Below are 25,623 nucleotides of genomic sequence, written 5' to 3' on the forward strand. Positions count from 1 at the left end.
CGGTCGACGGAAGGACGCTGTCGTGCCCAGGACCATGCCCCGCCGGCGTCGCGCCCGCGGCCCGCTGATCGCATTGCTCGCAGCCGTCACGCTGATACTCGGCGGCGGCGTGGTGCCCGCGTACGCGGAGCCGAACGAGGGTGGCACCAAGAAGCTGCGCGACGCGTTGACGGCCACCGCGCGGGCGCACATCGAGGCGAAGCAGAAGCTGGACAACTCCAAGCGCCGGCAGAAGCAGTTGACCGGCCAGCTGGCCGGGCTCCAGGTCCGGGTCGACGACCTGAGCGCGCAGGTCGGCGAGGTCGCCGCGCGTTCCTACCGGATGGGTCGGCTCACCCCCGCGTCGATGCTGCTGGGCAGCGCCTCCCCCGACGCGTTCCTGGAGCGGGCGGCCAACCTCGACCTGATGGCGCAGCGGGACGGCAAGCGACTGCGCGAGCTGACGGAGACCCGCGAGCAGGCGCGGCGGGCCAAGCTCGCCATCGACGCCGAGGTGCGGCAGCAGACGAAGCAGCTCGCCGTGATCGCGCAGAAGAAGAAGGAGGCCGAGGCGGCGCTGGCCGCGGTCAGCTCCGGCGGCAGCGGTGGGTTCGGCGGCGCCAGCTCGACCTCGGCGAAACCCGCACCACGCAACTCGGACGGCTCCTGGCCGTCGGAGTCCTGCTCGGTGAATGACCCGACCACCTCCGGCTGCATCACCCCGCGCACCCTCAACGCCCTCCAGCAGACCAAGGCGGCCGGCTACCAGCGCTACGTCTCCTGCCACCGCAGCGGCGGCGACGGCGAGCACCCCAAGGGTCGGGCCTGCGACTTCTCGGCGGCGGCGGGCGGCTTCAAGGACCAGAACGCCACCGGCGGTGACAAGGCGTACGGCGACAGCCTGGCCGCCTGGCACGTGCGCAACGCCGATCGGCTCGGCGTGCTCTACGTGATCTGGTACCGGCAGATCTGGCACCCGGGCACCGGCTGGCGCTCCTACAGCGGCAGCGGCAGCCCGGCGGCCAGCCACACAAATCATGTTCATCTCTCGATGTACTGACCCGCGCCGACGGGTGGGCTGCGTACCATCGCGACGATGAATCTCTCACCGTCCAACGTCGCGGACCCACCCGCGCCACCCGTGCCGGTCACCGGGCGGGCCCTGCCCAACGGGCTCGCCGCCTTCCTCGTCTTCTTCTCCAGCGGAGCCGTCCTGGTGCTGGAGACGGTCGCGCTGCGCCTGGTGGGCCCGTACGTCGGGGTCACCCTCCAGGTGACCAGCTCGGTGATCGGTGTCGCGCTCGCCGCGATCGCGTACGGCGCGTGGACCGGCGGCCGGCTCGCCGACCGGCGTGACCCGCGTCCGCTGCTGGCCCCCGCTCTCGTGCTCGCCGGCATCGCCACCGCCGTCACGCTGCCGGTCGTGCGGTACGCCGGCGAGGTGCTGCGCGGCGGCGCGGCCAGCGCCATCCTGCTCCTCGTGGCCCTGGCCGTCTTCGTGCCGGCGCTGCTGCTGTCCGCCGTCACCCCGCTGGTCGTCAAGCTTCAACTCGCCGATCTGCGTCGTACCGGTCAGGTGGTCGGCCGGCTGTCCAGCATCGGGACGCTGGGCGGCATCACGGCCACCCTGCTCACCGGGTTCGTGCTGGTCGCGGCCCTGTCGAGCACGGTGATCCTGGTGGCACTGGCGGTGTCGCTCGGCGTCGTCGGCCTGGGTCTCGGCTGGTACCTGCACCGGCAGGGGGCCGCGGAACTGCCCGCCCCGGGGCGGGCCAAGGCGGTACTGGCCGTGCTCGGCCTGGTCGGTGCCGGGTTGAGCACCGTCGCGCCGAACCCGTGCGACATCGAGACGGCGTACCACTGCGCGAAGGTGGAGGTCGACCCGTCCCGGGCGAGCGGACGGACGCTGCTGCTCAACTCGGCGCAGCACTCGTACGTGGACCTCGCCGACCCCCGCCACCTGGAGTACGCGTACACGAAGTGGTTCGGTGCGGTCGCCGACGTGGTCGCGCCCACCGGGCAGCGGCTGGACGCGTTGCACCTGGGCGGGGGTGGCTTCACCGTGCCCCGGTATCTGACTGCCACCCGTCCCGGCACCGACAACCTGGTCTTCGAGATCGACGGCGGGCTGATCGAGCTGGGCGAGCGGGAACTCGGCGTACACCAGGGGCCGGACCTGCGGGCGGTGGCCGGCGACGCGCGGCTGCTGGTCGCCGCCGAGTCGCCGGAAAGCCGCGACCTGGTGGTGGGCGACGCGTTCGGGCACCTGGTGGTGCCCTGGCACCTGGCCACCCGGGAGATGATCGCCGAGGTGCGCCGGGTGCTGCGCCCGAGCGGCGTCTACGTGCAGAACGTCATCGACTATCCGCCGTTGCGGTTCATCCGCAGTGAACTGGCCACTGTCGCCGCCGAGTTCCAGCACGTCGCGCTGATCGCCCCGCCGGAGGCGATCAGCGGCGAGCAGGGCTCGAACTTCGTCCTCGTCGCCTCCGACGCGCCGCTCGCGCTGGAGGCGATCGGCGAACGGCTGATCGAGGTGGACACCCGGGCGAGCCTGGTCGCCGATGTCGAGCTCGACGAGTTCGTCGGTGACGCGTTGGTGCTCACCGACGACTACGCACCGGTGGACCAGCTGCTCGCCACCGCCTGATCAGGTGAGTTCCTGACCGATTTCGACAGCTGAGGTGTAGCCGGGGCGGGTCCGGGCAACAACCCCCACCATGGGTGGAGGGGACCGGTTCGGTGTGCGGCCGCTCGGTGGGCGGTACCGGCTCATCGAACAGCTCGGCGCGGGTGGCATGTCCGTGGTCTGGCGCGGCTACGACGAGGTGCTCGGGCGTCAGGTCGCGGTCAAGGTGCTGGCGTCCCGGCTGGCCAGCGACCGTGCGTTCCGGCATCGGATCCGGATCGAGGCGCAGGCCGCCGCCCGGCTGTGCCATCCCAACATCACCAACGTCTACGACTACGGAGAGGCCGAGCACGAAGGTGTGACCGCGCCGTACGTGGTGATGGAGCTGATCGACGGCCATTCGCTGAGCAGCCGGCTCGGTCGGGAGCGGCGACTGCCCTGGCGGGACGCGGTGACGATCGCCGCCGAGGTCGCCTCGGCGCTGGCCACCGCGCACGTCCGCGGGGTGGTGCACCGGGATGTCACCCCGGGCAACGTGATGCTGACCGCCACCGGGGTGAAGGTCGTCGACTTCGGCATCTCCGCCCTGGTCGGGGAGAGCGAGAAGGGCACGGACGGCGCTCTGCTCGGCACCCCCGCGTACCTCGCGCCGGAGCGCCTCGACAACGGCCAGGTCTCGCCCGCCACCGACGTGTACGCGGTGGGTCTGCTGCTCTACCGGATGCTCACCGGTCGGCTGCCTTGGCAGGCCAGCACCACCACCGAGATGCTGCGGGCGCACCTGTACAACGACCCGGAGCCGATGCCCACGGTGCCGGAGCTGCCCGACGAGGTGGCCGACCTGGTGCGCCGCTGCCTGGCGAAACGCCCCGAGGAACGGCCTTCCACCGCGGAGCTGGCCCGCACGCTGGCCGACGCGGCCGGCTTGCTGACGGCGGTGCCCGTTTCGCCGGCCGCCGGCCCGGTGGGCCCGGCCACCCTCGCGGACGCCGGCACGACGATCCTGCCCTGGTCCGCCGAGACGGGCGCGCTGCCGCCGTCCACCCGGCACCGGCGGGCCGTGATGCGGCGACGGCGCGTCGAGGTCGGGGTGGCGGCGGCCGGCGTGGTGGCGGTAACCGCGGCGCTCTGGGGGGTGACCGGGCGGAGCCCGGCGAACGGCGGTGTCGAACCGCCGACCGAGGCCCGGATGGGGATGGAGCGGGCGCCCGCCTGCCAGGTGGCGTACGTGCTGCGCAGTGACTCCGGCAAGGATTTCGTCGCCGAGCTGACCCTCACCAACACGGGTGATCGGGAGTTGCGTGACTGGGCGATGAGCTTCGCCTTCCCCGGCGAGCAGACCGTGACCCGGGTGACTCCGGCGTCCGCGACCCAGCAGGGGCGGGTGGTGGTGGTCCGCCCGCCGGCGGCGCGGCCCGCCCTGGCGCCGGGTGCCGCGGAGAAGGTGAGCCTCACCGGCCGCTACACCGGCGCGAACCCGCTGCCGGTCTCGTTCAGCATCGGCGGCGAGAGCTGCGGGGTACAGGTGTCCGGGGTGGCCGGTCGGGCACCCACCCCGGCTGCGCCGAACTCCCCGGCGGTCACGAAGTCCCCGGTCAAGGCCAGCACCTCGAAGACCACCACCAGGAAGGCCACCACCAATTCGCGTGCCGCCGCTCCCGGCCCGCACGGCGGCCCCGCCCCCAAACCGAAGCCCGACAAACCCAAGAAGCCGAAACCCTCCAAGAAGTGACCCCACCCCCCGTCCCGAGACGCCTCGCCCTGGGGACGAGGTCAGGTGAGTTCGGCGAAGTTTTGGAGTTGGTCCAGGCCGCCCTCGACCACCAGGACACTCTCCGGTCTGAGCACGGTGGAGTCCGATGCGTACTCGAACGGCTCACCGGGGAGTTTGGCGCCGAGTATGCGTATGCCGTACTGCTCGATCGGCCGCACCTGCGACAGGGACTTTCCGGCCAGGGACTCCGGCACGCGTACCTTGGCGATGGCGAAGTCGTCGCCGAACTCGATGAAGTCGAGCATCCGGGTGACGATCAGGTGCGCCACGCGCTCGCCGGTCTCCGCCTCGGGAAAGATCACGTGGTGCGCGCCGACCGCGGCGAGGATCTTCGCGTGCTTGTCGGAGGTGGCCCGGGCCCAGACCTGCGACACGCCGAGTTCCACCATGGCCAGCACGGTGAGCACGCTCGCCTCGACCGACGCGCCGATCGCCACCACGACGCGCCGGAAGTCGCTGATGCCGACCTGGCGCAGCGCGTCCTCGTCGGTGGCGTCGGCCTGCACCACCCGGTCGAGCTGGTCCGACCAGCGTTGGACGAGGTCGGCGTTGCGGTCGATGGCCAGGACCTCGTGGCCGAGGCGGATCAGCGACCCGGCCAGCTGACCGCCGAAGCGTCCCAACCCGACCACCGCGACGCCGCCCGCTTCGCTCTCCCTATCCGACAATTGGTTGCTCCTCTGGATAGCGGTAGAGCCTTCGCCGGGTGTTCAGTGCGATCGCGGATCCGAGAGTGAGCGGTCCGACCCGGCCGATGTACATCAGGACGACGAGAGCGAGTTGGCCGCTCTCGGGGAGCGTGGGGGCGAGCCCGACGGAGAGCCCGGTGGTGGTGAACGCGGAGGTCACCTCGAACAGCGTCTGGAGGGCCCGGGTGTCCTCCGTCATCAGGATCAACGTCACCGTGCCGATGGCCACCAGGGTGACGCTGATCAGGGCCAGCGTGACCGCCTGCCGTTGGCTGGCGTTCGCGACCCGGCGTCGGCCGACGGTCACATCCGGCTCACCTCGTAGTTCGGCCCGGATGATGAAGGCGAGCAGGAAGAAGGTCGCCACCTTGATGCCGCCGGCGGTGCTGGCGCTGCCGCCGCCGATGAACATCAGCGCGATCATCAACGGGTAGCTCTCCTCGTCGAGGGCGTCGGTGGCGAAGACGTTGAACCCGCCGGTACGGATGAACGAGTCCTGGGCGAACGCGGCGAGCAGCTTGTCGGGCCAGGCGAAGCTGCCGATGGTGCGCGGATTGGCCCACTCGGCCATGAGTAGCCCGAGGAAGCCGACCAGGAGCAGCGCGGCGCTGCCCCAGACGGTGAGTTTGGTGGCGATGGCCCAGCGGGAGGGTTGACGCCACTCCCGTGCCGCTTCGAACAGCGCCGGGAAGCCGAGGCCGCCGATGATCGCGCCGAGGGCCAGCGGCAGGGTGATCCATCCGTCCTTGGCGAAGCCCGTCAGGTTGTCCGAGTAGAGCGCGAACCCGCCGTTGTTGAAGCCCTGGACGGCGTGGAAGACGCCGTGCCAGAGCGCTCGCCCGAGCGGGTAGTCGTAGGTGAAGTGGAAGCGGAGGGTGAGGATGGCGGTGATCACCAACTCGCAGATCAGCGCGGTGGCGGCGATGCGCCGCAGCAGCCGCCGTACGTCTCCGAAGCCGAACTCCTGGGTCTCGGCCTGCACGAGCAGCCGGTTCCGCAGCCCGAGTTGCCGGGCTACGAGAAGGATGACCACGGTCGCGCCGGTGACGATGCCGATTCCGCCGATCTGGGTGAGCACGGTGATCATGACCAGGCCGAACGGGTTCCAGTAATCCGGGGTGTCGACCACCGCCATGCCGGTCACGGAGACCGCGGAGGTGGCGGTGAACAGTGCGGTGACGAACGGAGTGGTCCGGTGTTGGCCGGTGGCCCAGGGCAGCATCAGCAGGCCGGTGCCGAGCAGGATCGTCGCCAGGAATCCGAACGGCACCAGCCGCACGGGGTGACGGAGAAGCCGGCGCACCAGACAATCTTCCTTTTCCCCACGGGTCGGGGAGGCCGAACCAGTGATCCGGCGGCCAGCCGATGACCGGTCACCGGTCGATCGTGTCGGTCGCGCTGGGCCGGCCGAGCCGGCCATCGTGACGGGCGCGGTGGTCGATGGCCGGGGCCGACACATGCGGTACGGCGGATCCGGCTTCCGCCGCCACCGTGAGGCGACGCCAGGGTGGGTGTGCCCGGCCCGTTGTAAGGCCCGGCCACCCCGCTCCGGTTACTTGTGTGTATCGACCACATAGCTCGTGGGTGACGTCACTTCTAGCGTGAGCCGACAATGAGTTCCCTCCCTCCGAGTCCTCACGTGGAGTCGCAATGACGGTCCGGACGACGCGGCGGGTGTTCCTCTCCGCCGCCACCATGATGGCCGCGGCCCTGGCCGCCACGGCCTGTGGCAGCCCGCAGGACACCGCCTCCGGTGGCGGCGACAGCGCCGCTCCGGTCAAGGTCGGCCTGGTGTACTCCCAGTCGGGTGCACTGGCCAGCTACGGCAAGCAGTACATCGAGGGTTTCAAGGCCGGTCTCGACTACGCCACCAAGGGCACCGACATGGTCGGCGACCGGGCCATCGAGGTCACCGAGGTCGACGACGCCGGTGACCCGGCGAAGGCGGTCTCCGCGGCGAAGGACCTGATCGGCAAGGGCACCAAGATCATCGCTGGCTCCACCGCCTCCGGCGTGGCGCTCCAGGTCGCCCCGATCGCGGCGCAGAACAAGGTTCTCTTCATCTCCGGGCCGGCGGCCACCGACGCGGTGACCGGCGCGAACAAGTACACCTTCCGCTCCGGACGGCAGTCGTACCAGGACGTGGTGACCGCGAGGTCGTTCATCGGCGACCCGACCGGCAAGAAGGTCGTGGTGTTCGCCCAGGACGGCGCGTTCGGTGACGCCAACGAGGCGGCCGTGAAGACCGTCATCGGCGGTGCCGGTGCGACCGTCAGCAGCGTCCGCGCCCCGGCCAGCGCCACCGAGTTCACCCCGTTCGCCAGCCAGATCAAGGCCGCCAAGCCGGACCTGCTCTTTGTCGCCTGGGCCGGCACCACCGCCCCCGCGATGTGGCAGACCCTCGACCAGCAGGGCGTCCTGTCGTCCACCACGGTCGTCACCGGCCTGGACATCCGCGCCTCCTGGCCGACCTTCGGCGCGGCCGGCAGCAAGATCTCCTTCCTGTCGCACTACTTCGACGGTGCCAGCGACACCGAGGCCGCCAAGGCACTGAAGGCCGAGGTCGGCACCGTCGACCTGTTCCACCCGGACGGTTTCGCCGCCGCCCAGATGGTGGTCCGGGCCGTACAGGAAGGTGGGGACGACGTCGACAAGATGGTGGCGGCCCTGGAGGACTGGAGCTTCGACGGGATCAAGGGCAAGATGACGATCCGCGCCGCCGACCACGCCCTGCTTCAGCCGATGTACCAGGCGAAGCTGACCGGCAGCGGCACCGAGTTCACGGCGTCCGCCCAGAAGAGCCTCACCGGTGACGACACCGCGCCGCCGGCCGTGGCGATGAAGGGCTGACCCGATGCTCGCCACCCGCGCTCTGACCTGGCGGATCGGCGAGGTCGCCATCGTCGACGGCGTCTACCTCGACCTGGCGCCCGGGGAGTTCCTCGGCGTCATCGGGCCGAACGGCGCCGGCAAGACCTCGCTGTTCAACCTGATCACCGGCCTGCGCCGGGCCACGGACGGTCGGGTCCTGGTGGACGGCAGGGACATCACCGATCTTCCGCCGCACCGCCGTGCCCGGCTCGGGCTCGGGCGTACCTTCCAGGCGTCGTCGGTGTTCGGCTCGCTCAGCGTGCGGGAGAACGTCCGGCTCGCCGTGCAGGCGCACCGCGGGGGCTCGATGAAGCTGTGGCGGCGGGCGGCGGCCGACCGGGAGGTGGCCGCCGCCGCCGACGCGGCGCTCGACCGGGTCGGCCTGGCCCACCGGGGTACGGCGCTCGCCGGCACCCTGGCGCACGGGGAGAAGCGCAAGCTGGAGATCGCGCTGCTGCTCGCCGGTGAACCCCGGGTGATGCTGCTCGACGAGCCGATGGCCGGGGTGAGCGCCGAGGACGTTCCGGAACTGGTCGCGGTGATCCGCTCGCTGACCGGGGACAGCGGCCGGTCGGTGCTCATGGTGGAGCACCACATGGACGTGATCCTGGAGCTGGCGGACCGGATCGCCGTGATGCACCACGGTGCTCTCCTCGCCTGCGACACCCCGGAGACGGTGATGGCCAACGCCACCGTCCAGGAGGCGTACCTGGGGGAGTCGCTATGACTGCCGTGACGGCGCCGGTGCTCACGGTGGACGGCCTGTCGGTCCGGATCGCCGGGTTGCACATCCTCCAGGGGGTGTCCTTCACGGTCGCGCCGACCGGCGTGACCGTGCTGCTCGGCCGCAACGGCGTCGGCAAGACCACCACGCTGCGCGCGGTGGTCGGGCTGACGCCGCGCAACGGTGAGGTGCGCGGCACGATCCGCATGGGAGCGCAGAGCCTGCTCGCCCGCCCCACCTACCGGCTGGTCCGTGGCGGGCTCGGCTACGTACCGGAGGACCGTTGCGTGTTCGCCGGCCTGACCGTGGCGGAGAATCTGCGGCTGGCGGAACGGCGGGGCAGCACCCCGGCGTACGACAAGGTCTTCGCGCTCTTCCCCGAGCTGCAGCGGCGCGCGCGGCAGCGGGCCGGTTCGCTCTCCGGCGGGCAGCAGCAGATGCTCGCGATTGGTCGGGTGCTGCTCAACGGCAACCGCCTGCTGCTGATCGACGAGCCGACCAAGGGGCTGGCGCCGAAAGTGGTCACCGAGGTGACCGAGGTGCTGCAACGGGTCGCCGAGTCGGTGCCCGTGCTGCTCGTCGAGCAGAACCTCGCGGTGGTGCGGCGGCTCGCGAAGGACGCCGTGGTGCTCGCCGCCGGCCAGGTCGCCTGGACCGGCGACGCGCACGACCTGCTGCTCGAGACGGCGCTGACCAAGTCGCTGCTGGGGGTGGGCACCGGCGAGTCGCATCGCGGGCCGGAGCCTTCCGCCGTGCCGGGGAAGGACGCGCACTGATGGGCACCGTGATCCTGCTGACGCTGACCGGGCTTGGCCTGGCGGCGCTGTACTTCCTGGTGGCCTCGGGGCTCTCCCTGGTCTTCGGACTCGCCGACGTGCTCAACTTCGCGCACGGGCTCTTCCTCGGCGTCGGGGCGTACGCGACCTGGTGGGCGGCGGGGAACCTGCCCGGCGCCGGGCCGGACGGGTTCGGCTTCCTGCTCGCCCTCGCCTTCGGGGTGGCCGCCGGCACGCTGGTGGCGGTGCTCGTCGAGCTGGTGCTGATCCGCCCGCTCTACTCGCGCACCATCGAGCAGGTGCTCGTCACCGTCGGCCTCTCGCTGGCCGGCGTGGCGCTGCTCCAGGCCACCTGGGGTGCCGACGCCCGCCCGTTCCCGCGTCCCGAGTGGACGCGCGGGGTGACCGGGATCCTCGGCGCGCAGGTGCCCAACGGCGGCCTGCTGCTGATCATCGCCGCGGTGCTAGTGCTCGGCGCGCTGCTCGCCTTTCTCCAGTGGACCCGCTACGGCCTCGTGATCCGCGCCGGCGTGGAGAACCGGGAGATGGTCACCGCGCTCGGCATCGACGTGCGCAAGGCGTTCACCCTGGTCTTCGCCATCGGCGGGGCGGCCGCAGCCCTGGCCGGGGCGCTCGGCGGGGTCTACTTCGGCACCGTCTCGCCCGGGCAGGGCAGCTCACTGCTGATCTTCGCGTTCATCGTGGTGGTCATCGGCGGTATGGGTTCGGTGCTCGGCTCCGCGTACGCGGCGGTCGCGGTCGGCCTGCTGCAACAGTTCGTCAACTACTACGGCACATCCGGCCTCGGCGACATCTGCGTGGTCGGCCTGCTCGCCGCAGTGCTGCTGCTGCGCCCGCAGGGCATCGCCGGAAAGGTGGCAACGGCATGACCGAGGTGAAGAGCCCTGAGGTTCCCGCGCCCCCCGCGGCGGTGCCCGCCGAACTGGAACCGCGACCGGGCCGGTGGCACCGGGTACGGCCGTACCTGCCGCTGGTCGCGCTGCTGGTCGCGGCGATCCTGCCGTACTCGACGCTGCAACTGCCCGGCATCTTCGAGGGGCCGCTGAACTCGCCCGGCACCCTGCAACTGCTCGCCATCTGCTTGATCTTCGGCGGGCTGGCCGCCGGGTACGACCTGCTCTTCGGCCGGACCGGGATGCTCTCCTTCGGGCACGCGCTCTACTTCGCGGCCGGGGTGTACGGCACCGATGTCCTGGTCACCAAGGCCGGGCTGCCGCTCTGGCAGGCCGCGCTGCTCACGGTCACCGGCGGGACCGTCCTCGCCGCGTTGCTCGGTGCGGTGGCGCTGCGTACGGTCGGCATCGCGTTCGCCATGGTGACGCTGGCCTTCGCGCAGGTCGGGGCGATCCTGGTGGCCCGGGACTTCGGCGGGCTCACCGGCGGCGAGGAGGGCCTGCCGCTGGACGTGTCCGGGCTGCCCGACGCGCTGGTCGGGGTGACCAACACGGTGAACCTCTACTGGTTGGCGCTGGCATACCTGGCCCTGGTCGTGCTCGTGGTGCACCGGGTGAGCGGTTCACCGACCGGCCGGGTGCTGGCCGGGTTGCGCGACGACGAGCGGCGCATCGGCGTGCTCGGCCTCGACCCGTACCGCTACAAGCTGGTGGCGTTCACGCTGGCCGGCGGGCTCGCGGCGGCCGGGGGCGTGGTCTACTGCCTGATCGTCGGCGGCGCGTCGCCGCACATCACGTCCTCCGAGCTGACCCTGTCGCTGCTGGTCATGGTGGTGCTCGGTGGGCCGGGCACCCGCTGGGGGCCGGTACTCGGCGGCGTGCTCTACATGTACCTGGATCACCGGCTCACCGCGTTCGGCACCTCCGATGCGGTGGACTCGTTGCCCGCGGTGCTGAGCCGTCCGCTCTCCCAGCCGCTCTTCGTGCTCGGCACGATCTTCATCCTGGCCGTCTACTTCTTCCCCGGTGGCCTGGCCGGGCTGGCGTCCCGCCTGACCCTGCTCCGTCGATCCCTCCGCCTGCCCTCTTCACCCCGTCGATCATGAAGTTATTGTCACGACACGCCGGGCGGGGTGACGATAACTTCATGATCGACAAGGGGTTGGCGGCGAGGGAGCGCGCGGTGGACAAGCGGGTGGCCGTGGTCCGCGGGGGCGGCACCGGGATCGGGGCGGCGACCGCCCGGGCGTTCGCCCTGGACGGGTACGACGTGGTGATCGTCGGACGGCGGGCGGAGGTGCTCGACGCCACGGCCGCGCGGGTGGACGCCGAGTGCGAAAGGGCCGGAGCGGTCCGGTCGGTGACCGCCGACCTCACCGACCCCGACCAGGTCGAGCGGGTCGTGAAGGCCCTCGACGGTCGTACGGTCGACGTGCTCGTCAACAACGCCGGCGGATACCTGGCCCCGCAGGCCGAGACGCTCGCCGGTGCCGCCGCGTTCTGGCGGTCCAACTTCGACGCGAACGTGCCCACCGCCGTGCTGCTCACCGAGGCGCTGCTCCCCGCGTTGCGCCGACCGGGTGGCCGCGTCATCCTGGTCAGCTCGATCGCCGCCCAGCGCGGCGGGGCCGGGCCGTACTCGGCGGCGAAGGCGGCGCTGCACGGCTGGGCGTACGACCTCGCGGCGCAGTTCGGCTCGGAGCAGATCACGGCCAACGTGGTCAGCCCCGGCTACGTCGCGGACACCGAGTTCTTCGGCGACCGGATGACGCCGGAAGGCCACGCCCGGCGGGTCGCCGCCACGCTGGTCGGGCGGGCCGGCGAGCCGGCCGAGATCGCCGAGGCGATCCGCTACCTCGCAAGCCCCGAGGCCGGCTACATCACCGGCCAGGTGCTCGGCGTCAACGGCGGGTCGGTGCTCGGCCGCTGACCGCGCACACGACGGCGGGGAGGCGACCCGGCCCCCCGTGTGGCCGCGTCACCTCCCCGCCGTGGTGATCGGTCAGCCGTTCACCAGCTCGTACGCGGCCGCCGGCGCGTCCTGCACAACGCTGCCCGTCGGCGCCGTGACCTTCGGCGCGGTGCCGTAGTCGCGGTACTGCACGAGGTACTCGTACGCCTTGCGCCCGTCAGCGGCCGGCACCTTGACGGCGAACGAGGCGAGGTTGCCGTCCGGGCCGACCGGGGGAGCGGCCGCCTCCGTGCCCAACGAACGGCGGATCCGCCGAGAGCACGCCCGCCACCTGCTGCTCTTCCTGCCTCCCGCGCCGGCCCGCTGAACCCTGACCCCGACCCCGACATCGCCCGGCGACGTCGCATCCTGGGCCCTGGGGGCCGGCGCGAGATGGGGTGTTGTCCGCGGTGGCTGGTAGAAATGCCGGATGAGCCAGGATCGGGCGGCGGTACGGGAGCGGGCCGAGGCGGTGCTGCGGCGGTTGGCCGGCGAGCACGCCCGGCTCCGCGAGGACCAGTGGCGGGCAATCGAGGCGCTGGTGGTCGACCGGCGCCGGGTGCTCTGCGTCCAGCGCACCGGTTGGGGCAAGTCGGCGGTCTACTTCGTCGCCACCGCGCTGCTGCGCGAGCGTGACCGGGCGGCCGCGGGCGCCACCGCGAGCGGCGCGCCGGCCGGGGGCGGCGGCTCGGGCGAGACCGTCGGTCCGACCGTGATCGTGTCGCCCCTGCTGGCGCTCATGCGTAACCAGGTGGAGTCCGCGGCGCGGGCCGGAATCCGCGCCCGCACCATCAACTCCGCCAACCTCGACGAGTGGGACGAGATCACCGCCGAGATCCACGCGGGCGCGGTGGACGTGCTGCTGATCAGCCCCGAGCGGCTGAACAATCCGGACTTCCGGGACGGTGTGCTGCCGAAGCTGGCCGCCACCACGGGACTGCTGGTGGTGGACGAGGCGCACTGTGTCTCGGACTGGGGGCACGACTTCCGGCCGGACTACCGCCGGTTGCGCACCTTCCTCGGCAACCTGCCGGCGGGCACGCCGGTGCTGGCGACCACCGCGACCGCCAACGCCCGGGTGACGGCGGACGTCGCCGAGCAGCTCGGCACCGAGCTGACCGTCGAGTCGGGGAGCGGGTCGGCGGGGCAGCGGGCCGACGTCCTCGTACTTCGCGGTTCCCTGGACCGGGAGTCGCTGCGCCTGGGCGTCCTCGACCTGCCCAGCCCGGCGCACCGGCTGGCCTGGCTCGCCGACCACCTCGACCGGCTGCCCGGCTCGGGCATCGTCTACACGCTGACGGTGGCGGCGGCGGGGGAGGCCGCAGAGTTCCTCCGCTCCCGGGGCTATCCGGTCGCCTCGTACACCGGGCAGTCCGACGACGCGGACCGCCGGGCCGCCGAGCAGGACCTGCTGGACAACAAGATCAAGGCGTTGATCGCGACGAGCGCGCTGGGCATGGGCTTCGACAAGCCCGACCTCGGCTTCGTGGTGCACCTCGGCGCGCCGCCCTCGCCGATCGCCTACTACCAGCAGGTCGGCCGGGCCGGCCGCGCCGTGGAGCACGCCGAGGTGCTGCTGCTGCCCGGCGCCGAGGACGCGGCCATCTGGCGCTACTTCGCCTCGCTCGCCTTCCCTCCCGAGGAGCAGGTGCGGGCGGTGCTGGCCGCAATGCACACCGACCGGCCGCTCTCCACCCAGGCTCTGGAGCCGCTGGTCGACCTGCGCCGGGCACGGCTGGAGCTGATGCTCAAGGTGCTCGACGTGGACGGCGCGGTCCGCCGGGTTCGCGGCGGTTGGCTCGCCACCGGCGAGCCGTGGGTCTACGACGATGCCCGGTTGCGACGCGTCGCCGCCGCCCGCACCGCCGAGCAGCAGGCCATGCGGGAGTACGCGACCACCCCCGGCTGCCGGATGCGTTACCTGCGGGAGTGCCTCGACGACGCCGGGGCGACCGACTGCGGCCGGTGCGACCGGTGCGCCGAGCCGCTGTTCGGCACCGAGGTTTCGCCGGCCGCGCTGAGCGCCGCGGAGACGTTCCTCGGTCGGCCCGGGGTGGAGGTCCCGCCGAAGAAGCTCTGGCCCACCGGGCTGGAGGCGGTCGGCGTAGCGCTCAAGGGGCGGATCGCTCCCGCGGAGCAGGCGTTGCCGGGCCGGGCCGTGGGCCGCCTCTCCGACCTCGGCTGGGGCGGTCGGCTGCGCGAGCTGGTCGGCCCGGAAGCGGCTGACGTCCCGGTGCCGGACGACGTGGCCGCCGCCGTGGTCGAGGTGTTGAAGGCGTGGGCGCGCGGCGACGACCCATGGCCGCGCCGGCCGGTCGCCGTGGTCGCGGCGGGTTCACGCAGCCGGGCCGGGCTGGTCGCCTCGCTCGCCGAGCGGATCGCCACGGTGGGCCGGCTGCCGCTGCTCGGCCAGCTGCCACCGCCGGCCGCACCACCCGGCGCGGCCCGGGGCAACAGCGCCCAGCGGGTACGCGCGCTGCACGAGGCCTTCACCGTGCCCGACGACCTGGCCGCCGCGCTGGCCGGCCTGGATGGGCCGGTGCTCCTCGTCGACGACCTGGTCGACTCGGGCTGGACCATGACGCTGCTGGCACGCGCGCTGCGTCGAGCGGGTGCCCCCGACGTGCTGCCGCTCGCCCTGGCGGTCGCCGGCTGATCGTCGGCGGCCGATGGCATCGGAGAAAGTTCCCGCGGGTGCGAAGTTGGGACGGTTGCCACGCCATCGGAACACCGGCCGGTCCTGCTTCTGGGCAGCGGTACCGTGGGCGCCATGGATCAGCAGGCTGTCACGCGTACGTATGCCGTCACCGGCATGACCTGCGAGCACTGCGTCCGGGCGGTCACCGACGAACTCGCGGCGCTGCCCGGGGTCCGTGAGGTACGGGTCGATCTGGCCGCCGGCACCGCCACCGTCAGCAGCGCCGATCCCCTGCCCGACGAGATGGTCCGGGCGGCCGTCGACGAGGCCGGCTACGAGTTGGGCTCCGGCGTTGCCTGACCAGGTCTCCGCGGTGCCCGACCGCGGCACTCTCCGGCTCGCGCTGTCGGTCGGCGGGCTGGTGCTCGCCGTCCTGCTCGGCTTCGGTCTGGGCCGGCTCAACTCGGCCGCCGGCAGTGCCCCCACCGCGGTGGGCCTGGAGACCGCCGACCACACGCACCCGCCGGGCACCGCCCCGCACGACCACGGCAGTGTCTCCGGGACCGGTCAGGGCGCGGAGGGCGAGGCCGGTGGCCTGGCGATCAGCGCGGGCGGGTACACGTTCGCCCCGCTCGTCACCGGGTTCACTCCCGCACGGGAGGGGCAGTTCCGGTTCCAGATCCGCGACGCGCAGCGCAAACCCGTCACCCGGTTCGCGATCGTGCACGACAAGCCGATGCACCTCATCGTGGTGCGCCGTGACCTCAGCGGTTTCCAACACCTGCACCCGACCATGGCGGCGGACGGCACCTGGTCCGTGCCGCTCACCCTGCCTCAGCCGGGCACCTGGCGGGCGTACGCCGACTTCACCGCCGTGGCCGACGACGGCGCGCAGACGGCGGTGACGCTCGGAGTCGACCTGGCCGTGGCCGGCGGCTACGAACCGCGCCCGCTGCCGGCCGCCGCCACCTCGACGACGGTCGGCGGGTTCAACGTCGACTACCAGGGCACGCCGCAGGTGGGCGCTACCGTGCCGCTGACGTTCCGGGTCGCCGCCGACGGCGCCACCGCCACGTTGGAGCGCTACCTCGGGGCGTACGGCCACCTGGTGGCGCTGCGCGAGGGGGACCTCGGCTACCTGCACGTGCATCCCGAACCGCAGCTGGTCGACGGGACGGTACGGTTCTGGCTGACCACGCCCGGCCCGGGCCGGTACCGGCTCTACCTCGACTTCCAGGTGGCGGGTGCGGTGCATACCGCGGAGTTCACCGTCGTGGTGCCGTGACGGGTGCCCGTGCGGACCGCGGGACGCGGCTCGGCGCCATGTCGCAGCGGCGTCTCGGGACCGGCGTCCTGAGCCGGCCCGCCGTCGCCCTGATTGCTCAGCCGGCCCGGCGGATCGGGCGGCGCGCCAGGTAGCGCAGCAGGTCCCGGATGTGGTGCTTCTCCTCCAGCGGCACGGCCGGGTCGGCGAGCCGGTCGAGGATCACGCGGACGTCCGCCTCGACCGGACCTTCGTCGCCGCGGCGACGCGGGGTCGGGTTGGCGTCGGGCAAGCCGAGGGCGCGGAACGCGGCGGCGACCGGAAGGTCCAACGCGGCGCAGAAGCCACGGACCTTGGCCAGTTCGGGGTAGTCCTGCCAGTCGCCGGCGAGCCAGCGGAAGACGGTGGAGCGGCCGACGCCGGTGTGGGCGGCCAACTCGGTGACCGTCCAGCCCCGTTCGTCGCGAGCGTCATCGATGGCCCGTCGCACGAAGCGGGCGAAGGCCATCTGCGGTGAAACCTCTGCGGAACGCATCCCTGCGGGTCTTCCCTCTTGAGGCGGAACACCGGATCTCGCACCCGAGAGTAGTACCGGAGGAGCCCGAAACAATTGACTGACCGCACAAAAGGTCCCGTCGACGGGACCTTTTGTGCGGCGCATCCGGACGAAAGCGGACAGAGGTAGTGATCGTTGTCGTCCGATGACCCGAGACCGACCGCCGTTCCCGTCGGTGCCGGCTAGCGGGGGCCGGGCTGAGCGGGCGTGAGCGCCGCCCCCGGACCGTCCGCAGTGGACAGAAGGGTCTCCAGCCGCGGGGCGACCTGCCACTGATCGACGAGTTCCCGGTAGTCCCGGCGCTGCTCGTCGGTCGGTACGGACCCGGTACGGCGGGCGCGGATGAGCAGGTTCCGCGGGGTGTGCCGGGAATCGACGAACTCAACCACCTCGGCACGGTAGCCGTGCAGCCGGAGCAGACCGGCTCGCAGCGCGTCGGTGAGCACGTCCGCGAACCGTTCACGCAGGATGCCCTGCCGCGTCAACAGCTCGTACGGGGCCGGAGCCGGTCGAGCCCGCAACTGCGCGGCGACGTCGTGGTGGCAGCACGGGGCGGCGAGCACCCAGCGGGCGTCCCAGCGCACCGCCCGGGCCAGCGCCTCGTCGGTGGCGGTGTCGCAGGCGTGCAGGGCGAGTACCAGGTCCGGCGCCGGCTCGACCACCGCGTCGGCGATCGTGCCGGCCACGAAGCGGACTCGGTCGCCCCAGCCCAGGCGCTCGGCCAGCTCGGTGTTCCGGCGCCGCTGGTCCTCCCGGACGTCGACCCCGACCAGCTCCACGTCGAGCCCGCGCCCCGACAGGTACCGGTACGCGGCGAACGTCAGGTACGCGTTGCCGCAGCCGAGGTCCACCACGCGTAGCGGACCGGTCAGCTCCTCCGGCAGGGTCGCCGCGAGCGCGCGGAGGAAGGCGTCGACCTGGCGACGCTTCGCGGCGGTGCCGCCGATCTCGGCGAAGATCGGGTCGCCCGGGTCGAGCAGGTACTCCTTCTCGCGGTCGTGCCCGTCCGGGGTCACGGCCGGTCGGCTCGCCGCGGCCCGGTGCACCTGCGCCTCGCCGGACTTTGTCACGCGCAGCTGGACCGTCGTGCCGGCCGTCTCCACATGCCAGTTGCCGAACGGCTCGGCGAGCAGCGCGTCGACCGCCTCGGCGGCCTCCGTGCCGGGCGCGACGTTCCGGGTGTACGGGCGCGCCCCGTCGGAGGTGGCGATCTGCAACCGCGGGCCCGCCTTGAGGGTCACCGGGCGCAGCTCCGCCCGTACCACCGCGGGTCGCTGGCCCCGGCGACGCCCGGCGGCGACCGCCCTGGTCAGCGCGGGATCGAGCAGCAGCTCCCGGACTTCACGCAGCGCGACGTCCAACGGTTCAGGCATCTCCCCATCCTCTCTCGGCCACCAGCGACCCCTTCCACTCACCCCGGCCGCACGACCGCGCCCTCGCTGGCCGCCCGCACCGCAAGATCGTTCCCCGTCCCTGCCCCTCGCCCCGATCCGCGTGCGTGTCCGCGCGTGCCTGTCCCTGTCTGCGTCACTGTCTGCGTCCCCGTCCCTGCCTGCGTCCCTGTCTGCGTCCCCGTCCCTGCCTGCGTCCCTGTCTGCGTCCCCGTCCCCGTTTCTGACGCGGGCGGCGAGCCCACGTCGGCGGCCCCCTGCTGCAAGATCGCGCTCGATCCTGGATCCAGTGGCCTAAAGCGTGCCCGGATACCACTCGATCCAGGAAACAGCACGATCTTGGTGTGGGGCGTGGGGTGTGGGGTGTGGGGCGTGGGGTGTGGGGCGTGGAGACGGGAGGTCCCCCGACCCGGGTGTGGGCGGGGGACCTCGGCGCGTTTCGTGTGGCTCAGTCGGCGGTCGTGGCGGCTGCCTCGGCGGGAGCGCTGCCACCGCCACTGCGGCGGCGACGGCGCCGCGGCTTCGGTGTCGATCCGCCGTCGCCGTCAGCGCTCGCCGCCGTCGGCTCGGCGTTGCCGCCCGCAGCGGCCCCGGTGCTCGCCTCGCCCGCGACGACCTCGCCGGCCCGGCGGCGACGCCGGCGGCGCGGAGTACGGGTGCCCTCCTCGGCGGCGTCCTCGGTCGGTGCGGCGTCCGGCGTGGCTGCCGACCCGTCGCGCCCTCGGCGGCGGCCCCCGGCCCGTTGGCCACGGCCCTCACCGCGTCGGCGGCCACCGCCGAGGTCCTCCTCGACCTCGGCCGAGAGCCCGGCCCGGGTCCGCTCGGCGGTCGGCAGCGTGCCGCTCACCTCCGACGAGATGTGCAGGTCGGTGTAGAGGTGCGGTGACGTGTGGTACGTCTCCGGCGGCTCCGGCATGTCGAGCCCGAGCGTCTTGTCGATGATCCGCCAGCGCGGCATGTCGTCCCAGTCGACGAAGGTCACCGCGACACCGCTGGCCCCGGCCCGGCCGGTACGACCGATCCGGTGGGTGTACGTGTCCTGGTCCTCGGGGCAGTCGTAGTTGATGACATGGGTGACACCGCTGACGTCGATGCCCCGGGCGGCCACGTCGGTGGCGACCAGAGTGTCGATCTTGCCGGCCCGGAACGCCCGCAGTGCCCGCTCGCGCGCGCCCTGCCCGAGGTCACCGTGCACGGCGGCCACCGCGAAGCCGCGGAAGTCGAGGTCCTCGGCGACCCGATCGGCGGCGCGCTTGGTGCGCGTGAAGATTATCGTCAGCCCGCGCCCCTCCGCCTGGAGGATCCGCGCCACGATCTCGACCTTGTTGAGCGAGTGGGTGCGGTAGACCAGTTGCTCGGTCTGCGGCGACGGCCCGGTCTCGGCGGTGTGACCGGCGTGGATGGTCACCGGGTGGCGCAGGAAGCGCCGGGAGAGCGTGACGATCGGATCCGGCATGGTGGCCGAGAAGAGCATGGTCTGCCGGTCGTCGGGGAGCATCGCCAGGATCTTCTCGACGTCGTCGAGGAAGCCGAGGTCGAGCATCCGGTCGGCCTCGTCGAGCACCAGCGCGCGTACCCGGTCCAGTCGCAGCTGCTTCTGCTTGGCCAGGTCGAGCAGGCGGCCCGGCGTGCCGACGAGGATCTCGACGCCCTTGCGCAGCGCCTCGACCTGCGGCTCGTACGCCACGCCGCCGTAGATCGGCAGGACCCGGACGCCCCGGGTGCTGCCCGCGGTGGCGAGGTCCTTGGCGACCTGGAGACCCAGTTCGCGGGTGGGGACGACGACCAGCGCCTGCGGCGTGCCGTCGCCGCCCTCGCCGGGTGCGAAGACCCGCTCGAGCAGCGGGACGCCGAAGCCGAGGGTCTTGCCGGTGCCGGTGGGGGCCTGGCCGATCAGATCGGTGCCACGAATCGCGATCGGCAGCGCGTACTGCTGAATGGCGAAGGCGTGGGTGATGCCGGCTCCGGCCAGCGCGTCGACGGTCTCCTGACGCGCGCCCAGCTCGGCGAAGGTCGGTGCTTCCGGTCGTGCCGGTGTGGTGGGGGCCGGGATCTGGCCCCCGATGTTGTCCTGCGTCAATTCGCTCATCTGGATGTGGGGGTGCCCTCTCGTGGGTGCGCCCCGTCATCTCCGCAGGGCGCGTTCGGTCTGGCGCGGGCCACACGGTCGGGGGCATTTCGCCGAGCCGGACCGGGCCGCACGCGCACCGGGGGCCTGATTCAGATCAGATCGGCGCCCGCGGCAACTGTTCCATACTACCTGAACCGGCAGGGTGACGTCCTGATTCCGAGTCGGGGGTGATCCACCGGGTGGGTGATCTGTGTTGTAGCTCACACGCCGTGATCCGCCGTGCGTCCACATTCCGGGCGAGTCGTTGCCGTCGAGGGAGTCTCCGTCGTGCCGTCACGGGGCCGCGCACCGGTGCCCCGAGCGGTAACCTGCGCTCGTGTCCGCCCCGAGCACCCCCGGCTCGACCGTCGCCGACCTGCTCGGCCTGGTCGCCCTCGGCGAGCTGCTCGCCTTCGAGCGGATGGCCGGCGACGCCCGGCTCGCTCCCGACCTGCGTCGCCGGGCTGCGTTGGGCGAGATGGCCGCCGCGGAGATCGCCAACTGCCGCCGTCTCGCCGCACGGATCACGGCGCTGGGCGTGGCACCGCAGGAGGCGATGGCGCCGTACGTGGCGGCGTTGCAGGCGTACCACGATTCGACCGAGCCGCGGGACTGGGCGGAGGCGGTGACCAAGGCGACGTCGGCGACGCGATCACCGACGACTTCATCCGGCGGATCGCCGCCGCGTTGGACGGGGCGGACCGGCAACTCGTGCTCGACGTGCTGCACGACTCCCGGTACGCCGAGTTCGCCGCCGCGGAGATCCGGATCGCGATCGACGCCGACCCGCGGGTGGCGCACCGGCTCTCGATGTGGGCCCGGCGGTTGGTGGGCGAGGCGCTCTCCCAGGCCAGTCGGGTCGCCGCCGCCGATCGAGGGGCGCTCACCACGCTGATCGCACAGGGGGAGTGGGCGGATGTCGAAACGCTCTTCCGGCAACTGACCGCCGCGCACACCGAGCGGATGACCGCCGCCGGTCTGAACAACTGAGCCCCGGGCCAGGACGGCCCGGGGCTCACGGTTCCGGTGTCCGCGACGGGCGAGCTGCCACGGACGCCATGTGCGCCTATCGGACGGTGAACCCGACCGCTCGGGGGGACGCCTCGGCGATTTCGACGTAGGCGACCTTGTCGACCGGCACGATCACGCGCCGGCCCTTCTCGTCGGTCAGGGACAGCGTGCCGGAGTTCTTGGCGATGGCGTCGGTCACGATCTGCTCGATCTCGGCCGGCGCCTGCGCGCTCTCCAGAACCAGCTCGCGCGGCGCGTACTGCACGCCGATCTTGACCTCCACACGTGCCTCCTCAACTGGGGCGAAAGAGCCGCCGTGGGAAGGCTATCCGATCTCGGCCGTGACGGTCAGGCTGACTCACCTTGCCGGGTAACGCCGGATGGGTCCGCACGCTCCGGAACCGCTCAGGCCGACTCGTCCTTGAGCGGGAAGCTGGCGATGCCCCGCCAGGAGAGGGCGGCCACCAACGCCTCGGCCTCCGCCTTCGGCACCTGCCGCCCGCCGGCCAGCCAGAACTGCGCCGCGGTCTCGGCAGCGCCGACCAGGCCGGACGCGAGCAGTTCGGCATGCGCACGGCTCACCCCGGTGTCGGAGATGATCGTGTCGGTGATCGCCGCGATGCAGCCCTGCTCGACCCGCTCGACGCGCTGCCGCACGGCCGGGTCGTTACGCAGGTCCGACTCGAAGACCAGCCGGAACGCCTCGCTCTCGTGGTCGACGAAGTCGAAGTACGCGCGTACGGAGGCGCCTACCCGTTCCTTGTTGTCGTCGGTGCCCCGCATCGCCTCCTGCACCTTGGCGACGATCGCGTCGCAGTGCGTGTCGAGCAGCGCCAGGTACAGCTCCATCTTGCCGGGGAAGTGCTGGTAGAGCACCGGCTTGGAGACTCCTGCCCGCTCGGCGATGTCGTCCATCGCGGCTGCGTGGTAGCCCTGGGCGACGAACACCTCCTGGGCGGCGGCGAGCAGCTGCTTACGACGCGCGGAGCGCGGCAGCCGGGTGGGCCGGCCAGCGGTCTGCGCACCGTTCCCCACAGCGGTCATGGGAACCTCCGAGTTTCTTCGTACGAGCCGGCAGCATTACCCGAACCGGTCGGGCTCGATCGCCCGTCGCGGAATTGGCCCGCCGCTGTAACTTATCGCCACTGTCACCACACGGTAGCCTCAGCGGGGGCGACCAAGGAGCGCGCGGTGAGTGAAGCAGGGCAACCCGGTGCCGCCACCCCGGGAGAACACGGTGACGGGACGGGCCAGCAGGACGATCCTTCCCGCTCCGCCGGCGGATGGGCGCCCCCGGCGGCCGCTTGGTACCCCGCCGGTGATCCCGGCCCGTCCGGCGAACCGGCGGCGCGCTGGGCGCCCGACCCGTCCTCCCGCTGGGCCAGCTCCTCGCCCCGGCACGGTGATCTGCCGGCACCGGTGGCCGGTCTGTCCGGTGACGCCGAGCCCCCGAGCCGAGTGAACGGGCACCACGCCAACGGGGTGACCTACGCGGCCGACGAAGCATCAGTGGGCCGGCCCGCTCAGGTCAGCGCCCCACCCGGCACCGGAACCGACGAACGACGCGATCCTGGCAGCGAACGCCTGGTGGTGCCCGCCCAGCGACCCGCCCCAGCGGCGGAGCAGACGTACGGCCCGAACGAGCCGGAGCCAGGCCCCGCCCGGCACGTGTCCGAGGAGCCGCCGGGCACCCGGCCACGCTGGACCGAGCCGGGGTTGCCGACGTCGGCACCGCCCGCCGTCCAGATCCCGCCGGTCGGCACGGCGCCGTCGGGGTTCGAGGTGCCACCGGGTTTCCAGGCGCCCACCGCCGCCCCGTCCGCGGTCGAGGGCCAGCCCCCGGCCGAGCAGCACGGCTGGCCCGAGGCGTATCCGTCGGCCGGTGAGCAGGGCCCGGCACAGTCGTGGCCGCCCACCGAGTCGCCGGCCGGCGAGCCCGACTGGTCCGGTCCGAGTTGGAACCGGCCGAGCTGGGGTTCGGCCTGGGCTCCGGCGTGGTCGAGATCCGGCGAGGAGCAGACCCGGCAGGGGCGGGAGAGCGACGACGTCTCCGGCCACCGGGCCGGGGAGGCGCCGTCGGCCCGCCGGCCGGCCGAGACCGGCGAACCGGCCGGTCGCCACCCGCACGAAACCGATCCGCCGGCCGGACAGGATCGCGAGGCCCACGAGCCGGCTCCGCGCCAGGAGCGGGACGCCGACGAGCCGACCGGGCGCCGGGCGCGCGAGGCCGAAGACCTCGCCGGACGTCGGGTCCGCGAGGCCGAAGACCTCGCCGGACGTCGGGCCCACGAGGCCGAAGAGCCGGCCGGGCGCCGGGCCCGCGAGGAGAGCAGGCCGGCCTGGGCGGGCGAGCCACACCAGCCGTACGAGCCGGTCCGCGCCGAGCCAAGCGGCCCGTACGAGACGACCCGTGCCGAGCCCGAGCCGAGCCCGGTGAATCCGCCGGCCTGGGCCGGGGGGCGTACCCCGTTCGCGCCGGCCGAGGCGCCGTCGGAGCCGGGCCCGCCGCCGGTGGACCGGCCCGCCTGGGCTGCCGAGCGGTCGTTGCCCGGGTCCGAGTCGTCCGGTCTCGCGGTGGGACCCGAGCGCCCGGCCTGGGCTGTCGAGCGGTCGTTGCCCGGGTCCGAGTCGCCCGGTCCCGCGGTGGCGTCCGAGCGCCAGTCCTGGGAGGCCGGGGCCGAGCCGACGAGCGTGCCGCCGGTGGGCCCCGCCGGCACCCCGGCCGGCGTCCGCGGACGGCCCGCCTGGGCAGGCGGATCGGGGGTGTCCCCGGCCGAGCGGCCGTCCTGGGCGGCCAGCCGCCCGACGACCGCGCCGCCGGTCGTACGCGAACCGAACCAGGCCGACCGCCCGGAGCCGACGCCGCGCCGCGCCGCCGAGGCCTTCCGTCGCCGTCCGGCCAGTGCGGATGCGGCGAACCGGACGGCGTCGGAGGCGGCCACCCCAGCAACGACTACCGGCCGCCACGACCCTGACCCGACGCCGGGCGTGACCCGTGATGCAGAGACCCGGACGGGTCCCGCGCCCGCCTCCGCCACGAGCGGAGCCGATCGCCACGACCACCCCGCCGCCGCGGCGAGCGCGCCTGGATACGCGGCCCGTCGATCCGCGCCCGAGCCGGCACCGACGGAAGACCAGTCCGTCGGCCGGCAGCCGGACCCGGCGTCGGCGGTGCTGCCGCAGCGCGTCCCAGCCGAACCGGACGTGCCCGTCGTGCCGGAGCCGCCAGCCGTGGAGCCACCCGCCGAAACGCCGCAACTCGCTCGCATCGCCACCCACCTGCGTCGTGACGACGAGCCCGCGCCGCCGCAGGAGCGGCCCGAAGGGTTCGACGTCAATGCGATCCTCGGCGCGGTACGGGAGGTCGCGGGCGTCCGTGACGCGTCGCTGCGGCGTACTCCGGCGGGTGCGCACAGCCTCCGCCTCGACCTGGCCGACGGCGCCGACCCGGCCGACGTGAGCCGGCAGGTCGCCCGTCTGCTGCAGGAGCGGATGGGGCTCGCCGCCGCCCCGCAGAACCTGCCCGGTCTGCCGGCCGCGCCCCCGGCGCCGGTTCGCCGCCGAAACGCCGGACGCGCCCCGGAGCCTGCTCGTCCCGCCGGTGCGGCACGCGCCCCGGAGGCCGCCCGGTCTGCCGATGCCGGTCGGGAGGTCCGCGAGGGCCGGCCCGCCGAAGCCGACGGACGGGCGCCCGGCGAGGCGGCCGGCCGCGCTCCGCGCACCGAACCGGAGCCGCTGCGCCGGCGCCGCCCGTCCGCTCCACCGCGCGGTCGGGCGACGGTGGACGAGGCGGTGCCCGGCGCGGCCATCGGGAGTCCGGTGAACCTCGGCGCCTCGTACTCCGGCGCGCAGTTGACGACCACGGAGAGCGCGCCGTCGCGACCCCTGGACACCGGCGGACGTCCCGGCCCCCGCGTGGTGATCGATCACGTCCAGGTGAGCACGTTCGGCCTCGACGCCAATGTGGAGGTACGCCTCATCGCCGCCGGCGAGACGGCCTCCGGCTACGCCACCGGCCCCGCCGTCGACGGCTACGTCCTGCGGCTCTGCGCGGTGGCGGCCGCGTCGGCGGTGGACGAGTTGCTGCGTCGCCCGGTCCACTCCGAGGGCGGGCGCTGCTTCGTCGAGCATGTCGCGGTCGTGCCGTTCGGGAACTGCGAGGTGGCCACCGTGGTGGTGCTGCTGGTCTGTGATGGCTGGGTCGAGCAACTGGCCGGGTCGGCGCTCGTCGCGGGTGATCCGCGACAGGCGGTGGTACGGGCCACCCTGGCCGCGGTGAACCGTCGGCTGGAGGCCCTGCTCAGCTGACCGCCCGCCGAGCCGTCCTTTCCCGGCGACGCGCTGCC

The 25,623-nt window shown here is 73.0% G+C and carries 22 protein-coding genes and 1 pseudogene; 15 read left to right on the top strand and 8 right to left on the bottom strand.

All coding sequences use genetic code 11. The annotated features are described in order from the left end of the window. Nucleotides 1-34 precede the first annotated feature (34 nt). From ABZS42_RS21270 to ABZS42_RS21280, 3 genes are all read left to right on the top strand, one after another. Complete coding sequence (locus ABZS42_RS21270) at nt 35-1,039, top strand: hypothetical protein (protein ID WP_355147886.1); 1,005 nt, start codon at nt 35-37, stop codon at nt 1,037-1,039. Between the two features lie 36 nt (nt 1,040-1,075). Next, a complete protein-coding gene (locus tag ABZS42_RS21275; protein WP_355147791.1) occupies nt 1,076-2,629 on the top strand; it encodes a fused MFS/spermidine synthase in 1,554 nt (517 codons plus the stop codon). A gap of 70 nt (nt 2,630-2,699) precedes the next feature. After that, entirely contained in the window at nt 2,700-4,340 is a 1,641-nt protein-coding gene (locus ABZS42_RS21280) for a serine/threonine-protein kinase (protein WP_355147793.1), read from the top strand. Between the two features lie 41 nt (nt 4,341-4,381). Here the strand turns inward: ABZS42_RS21280 and ABZS42_RS21285 are convergent, their stop codons facing one another. Both ABZS42_RS21285 and ABZS42_RS21290 read right to left on the bottom strand, forming a co-directional pair. After that, entirely contained in the window at nt 4,382-5,014 is a 633-nt protein-coding gene (locus ABZS42_RS21285; protein ID WP_355147888.1) for a TrkA family potassium uptake protein, read from the bottom strand. Between the two features lie 25 nt (nt 5,015-5,039). After that, nucleotides 5,040-6,374: a potassium transporter TrkG gene (locus tag ABZS42_RS21290; RefSeq protein WP_355147796.1), complete on the bottom strand. Its 1,335-nt coding sequence runs from the start codon at nt 6,372-6,374 to the stop codon at nt 5,040-5,042. 347 nt (nt 6,375-6,721) lie between these two features. Here ABZS42_RS21290 and ABZS42_RS21295 point away from each other — a divergent pair, with 347 nt between their 5' ends. From ABZS42_RS21295 to ABZS42_RS21320, 6 genes are all read left to right on the top strand, one after another. Next, nucleotides 6,722-7,921 carry a substrate-binding domain-containing protein gene (locus tag ABZS42_RS21295; RefSeq protein WP_355147798.1) on the top strand — a complete coding sequence of 400 codons (1,200 nt, stop codon included), beginning with the start codon at nt 6,722-6,724 and terminating at the stop codon, nt 7,919-7,921. A gap of 4 nt (nt 7,922-7,925) precedes the next feature. Beyond that, nucleotides 7,926-8,669: an ABC transporter ATP-binding protein gene (locus tag ABZS42_RS21300; protein ID WP_355147800.1), complete on the top strand. Its 744-nt coding sequence runs from the start codon at nt 7,926-7,928 to the stop codon at nt 8,667-8,669. Beyond that, complete coding sequence (locus ABZS42_RS21305; RefSeq protein WP_355147802.1) at nt 8,666-9,442, top strand: ABC transporter ATP-binding protein; 777 nt, start codon at nt 8,666-8,668, stop codon at nt 9,440-9,442. Before ABZS42_RS21300 ends, ABZS42_RS21305 begins: the two co-directional genes overlap by 4 nt. Continuing rightward, on the top strand, nt 9,442-10,332 hold the full coding sequence (locus ABZS42_RS21310; RefSeq protein ID WP_355147804.1) for a branched-chain amino acid ABC transporter permease: 891 nt from the start codon (nt 9,442-9,444) through the stop codon (nt 10,330-10,332). Before ABZS42_RS21305 ends, ABZS42_RS21310 begins: the two co-directional genes overlap by 1 nt. Next, entirely contained in the window at nt 10,329-11,462 is a 1,134-nt protein-coding gene (locus ABZS42_RS21315) for a branched-chain amino acid ABC transporter permease (protein ID WP_355147806.1), read from the top strand. The genes ABZS42_RS21310 and ABZS42_RS21315 overlap by 4 nt, the downstream gene beginning before the upstream one ends. Before the next feature lie 77 nt (nt 11,463-11,539). Further along, entirely contained in the window at nt 11,540-12,286 is a 747-nt protein-coding gene (locus tag ABZS42_RS21320) for an SDR family oxidoreductase (RefSeq protein WP_355147890.1), read from the top strand. 72 nt (nt 12,287-12,358) lie between these two features. Here the strand turns inward: ABZS42_RS21320 and ABZS42_RS21325 are convergent, their stop codons facing one another. Further along, complete coding sequence (locus tag ABZS42_RS21325; RefSeq protein ID WP_355147808.1) at nt 12,359-12,565, bottom strand: hypothetical protein; 207 nt, start codon at nt 12,563-12,565, stop codon at nt 12,359-12,361. A gap of 172 nt (nt 12,566-12,737) precedes the next feature. On the opposite strand from ABZS42_RS21325, the gene ABZS42_RS21330 reads away from it, so the two are divergent. The 3 genes from ABZS42_RS21330 to ABZS42_RS21340 all read left to right on the top strand — a co-directional run bounded on the left by ABZS42_RS21330 (nt 12,738) and on the right by ABZS42_RS21340 (nt 16,230). After that, nucleotides 12,738-14,963 carry a DEAD/DEAH box helicase gene (locus ABZS42_RS21330; protein WP_355147810.1) on the top strand — a complete coding sequence of 742 codons (2,226 nt, stop codon included), beginning with the start codon at nt 12,738-12,740 and terminating at the stop codon, nt 14,961-14,963. A gap of 114 nt (nt 14,964-15,077) precedes the next feature. Then, nucleotides 15,078-15,305, top strand: a complete 228-nt coding sequence (locus tag ABZS42_RS21335) for a heavy metal-associated domain-containing protein (protein WP_355147812.1) — start codon at nt 15,078-15,080, stop codon at nt 15,303-15,305. Then, on the top strand, nt 15,298-16,230 hold the full coding sequence (locus tag ABZS42_RS21340) for a hypothetical protein (RefSeq protein ID WP_355147814.1): 933 nt from the start codon (nt 15,298-15,300) through the stop codon (nt 16,228-16,230). Before ABZS42_RS21335 ends, ABZS42_RS21340 begins: the two co-directional genes overlap by 8 nt. Before the next feature lie 97 nt (nt 16,231-16,327). Here ABZS42_RS21340 and ABZS42_RS21345 read toward each other — a convergent pair whose 3' ends face one another. From ABZS42_RS21345 to ABZS42_RS21355, 3 genes are all read right to left on the bottom strand, one after another. Continuing rightward, nucleotides 16,328-16,744: a helix-turn-helix domain-containing protein gene (locus ABZS42_RS21345; protein WP_355147816.1), complete on the bottom strand. Its 417-nt coding sequence runs from the start codon at nt 16,742-16,744 to the stop codon at nt 16,328-16,330. 203 nt (nt 16,745-16,947) lie between these two features. After that, complete coding sequence (locus ABZS42_RS21350) at nt 16,948-18,138, bottom strand: SAM-dependent methyltransferase (RefSeq protein WP_355147818.1); 1,191 nt, start codon at nt 18,136-18,138, stop codon at nt 16,948-16,950. A 466-nt stretch (nt 18,139-18,604) separates the two neighbouring features. After that, the gene (locus tag ABZS42_RS21355) at nt 18,605-20,245 is read right to left on the bottom strand and encodes a DEAD/DEAH box helicase (protein WP_355147820.1); all 1,641 of its coding nucleotides are present in this window, start codon (nt 20,243-20,245) and stop codon (nt 18,605-18,607) included. Between the two features lie 442 nt (nt 20,246-20,687). On the opposite strand from ABZS42_RS21355, the pseudogene ABZS42_RS21360 reads away from it, so the two are divergent. Further along, nucleotides 20,688-20,843 (top strand): annotated as a pseudogene (locus ABZS42_RS21360) (ferritin-like fold-containing protein); the annotation flags it as partial. Nucleotides 20,844-20,953: 110 nt separating this feature from the next. Then, nucleotides 20,954-21,256, top strand: a complete 303-nt coding sequence (locus ABZS42_RS21365; protein WP_355147822.1) for a ferritin-like fold-containing protein — start codon at nt 20,954-20,956, stop codon at nt 21,254-21,256. Nucleotides 21,257-21,332: 76 nt separating this feature from the next. Here the strand turns inward: ABZS42_RS21365 and ABZS42_RS21370 are convergent, their stop codons facing one another. Together ABZS42_RS21370 and ABZS42_RS21375 are read right to left on the bottom strand one after the other, a co-directional pair. Beyond that, the gene (locus tag ABZS42_RS21370; protein ID WP_076466726.1) at nt 21,333-21,560 is read right to left on the bottom strand and encodes a DUF3107 domain-containing protein; all 228 of its coding nucleotides are present in this window, start codon (nt 21,558-21,560) and stop codon (nt 21,333-21,335) included. A gap of 122 nt (nt 21,561-21,682) precedes the next feature. After that, nucleotides 21,683-22,321, bottom strand: coding sequence for a TetR/AcrR family transcriptional regulator (locus ABZS42_RS21375; protein ID WP_355147824.1), 639 nt, complete (start codon nt 22,319-22,321; stop codon nt 21,683-21,685). Between the two features lie 147 nt (nt 22,322-22,468). On the opposite strand from ABZS42_RS21375, the gene ABZS42_RS21380 reads away from it, so the two are divergent. Then, the gene (locus tag ABZS42_RS21380) at nt 22,469-25,585 is read left to right on the top strand and encodes a hypothetical protein (RefSeq protein ID WP_355147826.1); all 3,117 of its coding nucleotides are present in this window, start codon (nt 22,469-22,471) and stop codon (nt 25,583-25,585) included. Nucleotides 25,586-25,623: the final 38 nt, after the last annotated feature.

Origin of the sequence: Micromonospora sp. NPDC005367, from assembly GCF_040606825.1 — a bacterium.
Lineage (GTDB): Bacteria > Actinomycetota > Actinomycetes > Mycobacteriales > Micromonosporaceae > Micromonospora.

What these genes read in the sequence shown, in the direction of transcription:
- ABZS42_RS21350 (WP_355147818.1), bottom strand. Translation starts at nt 18,138, where the DNA reads ATGCCTGAACCGTTGGACGTCGCGCTGCGTGAAGTCCGGGAGCTGCTG.
- ABZS42_RS21295 (WP_355147798.1), top strand. Translation starts at nt 6,722, where the DNA reads ATGACGGTCCGGACGACGCGGCGGGTGTTCCTCTCCGCCGCCACCATG.
- ABZS42_RS21345 (WP_355147816.1), bottom strand. Translation starts at nt 16,744, where the DNA reads ATGCGTTCCGCAGAGGTTTCACCGCAGATGGCCTTCGCCCGCTTCGTG.
- ABZS42_RS21300 (WP_355147800.1), top strand. Translation starts at nt 7,926, where the DNA reads ATGCTCGCCACCCGCGCTCTGACCTGGCGGATCGGCGAGGTCGCCATC.
- ABZS42_RS21270 (WP_355147886.1), top strand. Translation starts at nt 35, where the DNA reads ATGCCCCGCCGGCGTCGCGCCCGCGGCCCGCTGATCGCATTGCTCGCA.
- ABZS42_RS21280 (WP_355147793.1), top strand. Translation starts at nt 2,700, where the DNA reads ATGGGTGGAGGGGACCGGTTCGGTGTGCGGCCGCTCGGTGGGCGGTAC.
- ABZS42_RS21305 (WP_355147802.1), top strand. Translation starts at nt 8,666, where the DNA reads ATGACTGCCGTGACGGCGCCGGTGCTCACGGTGGACGGCCTGTCGGTC.
- ABZS42_RS21315 (WP_355147806.1), top strand. Translation starts at nt 10,329, where the DNA reads ATGACCGAGGTGAAGAGCCCTGAGGTTCCCGCGCCCCCCGCGGCGGTG.
- ABZS42_RS21275 (WP_355147791.1), top strand. Translation starts at nt 1,076, where the DNA reads ATGAATCTCTCACCGTCCAACGTCGCGGACCCACCCGCGCCACCCGTG.
- ABZS42_RS21335 (WP_355147812.1), top strand. Translation starts at nt 15,078, where the DNA reads ATGGATCAGCAGGCTGTCACGCGTACGTATGCCGTCACCGGCATGACC.
- ABZS42_RS21375 (WP_355147824.1), bottom strand. Translation starts at nt 22,321, where the DNA reads ATGACCGCTGTGGGGAACGGTGCGCAGACCGCTGGCCGGCCCACCCGG.
- ABZS42_RS21355 (WP_355147820.1), bottom strand. Translation starts at nt 20,245, where the DNA reads ATGAGCGAATTGACGCAGGACAACATCGGGGGCCAGATCCCGGCCCCC.
- ABZS42_RS21310 (WP_355147804.1), top strand. Translation starts at nt 9,442, where the DNA reads ATGGGCACCGTGATCCTGCTGACGCTGACCGGGCTTGGCCTGGCGGCG.
- ABZS42_RS21330 (WP_355147810.1), top strand. Translation starts at nt 12,738, where the DNA reads ATGAGCCAGGATCGGGCGGCGGTACGGGAGCGGGCCGAGGCGGTGCTG.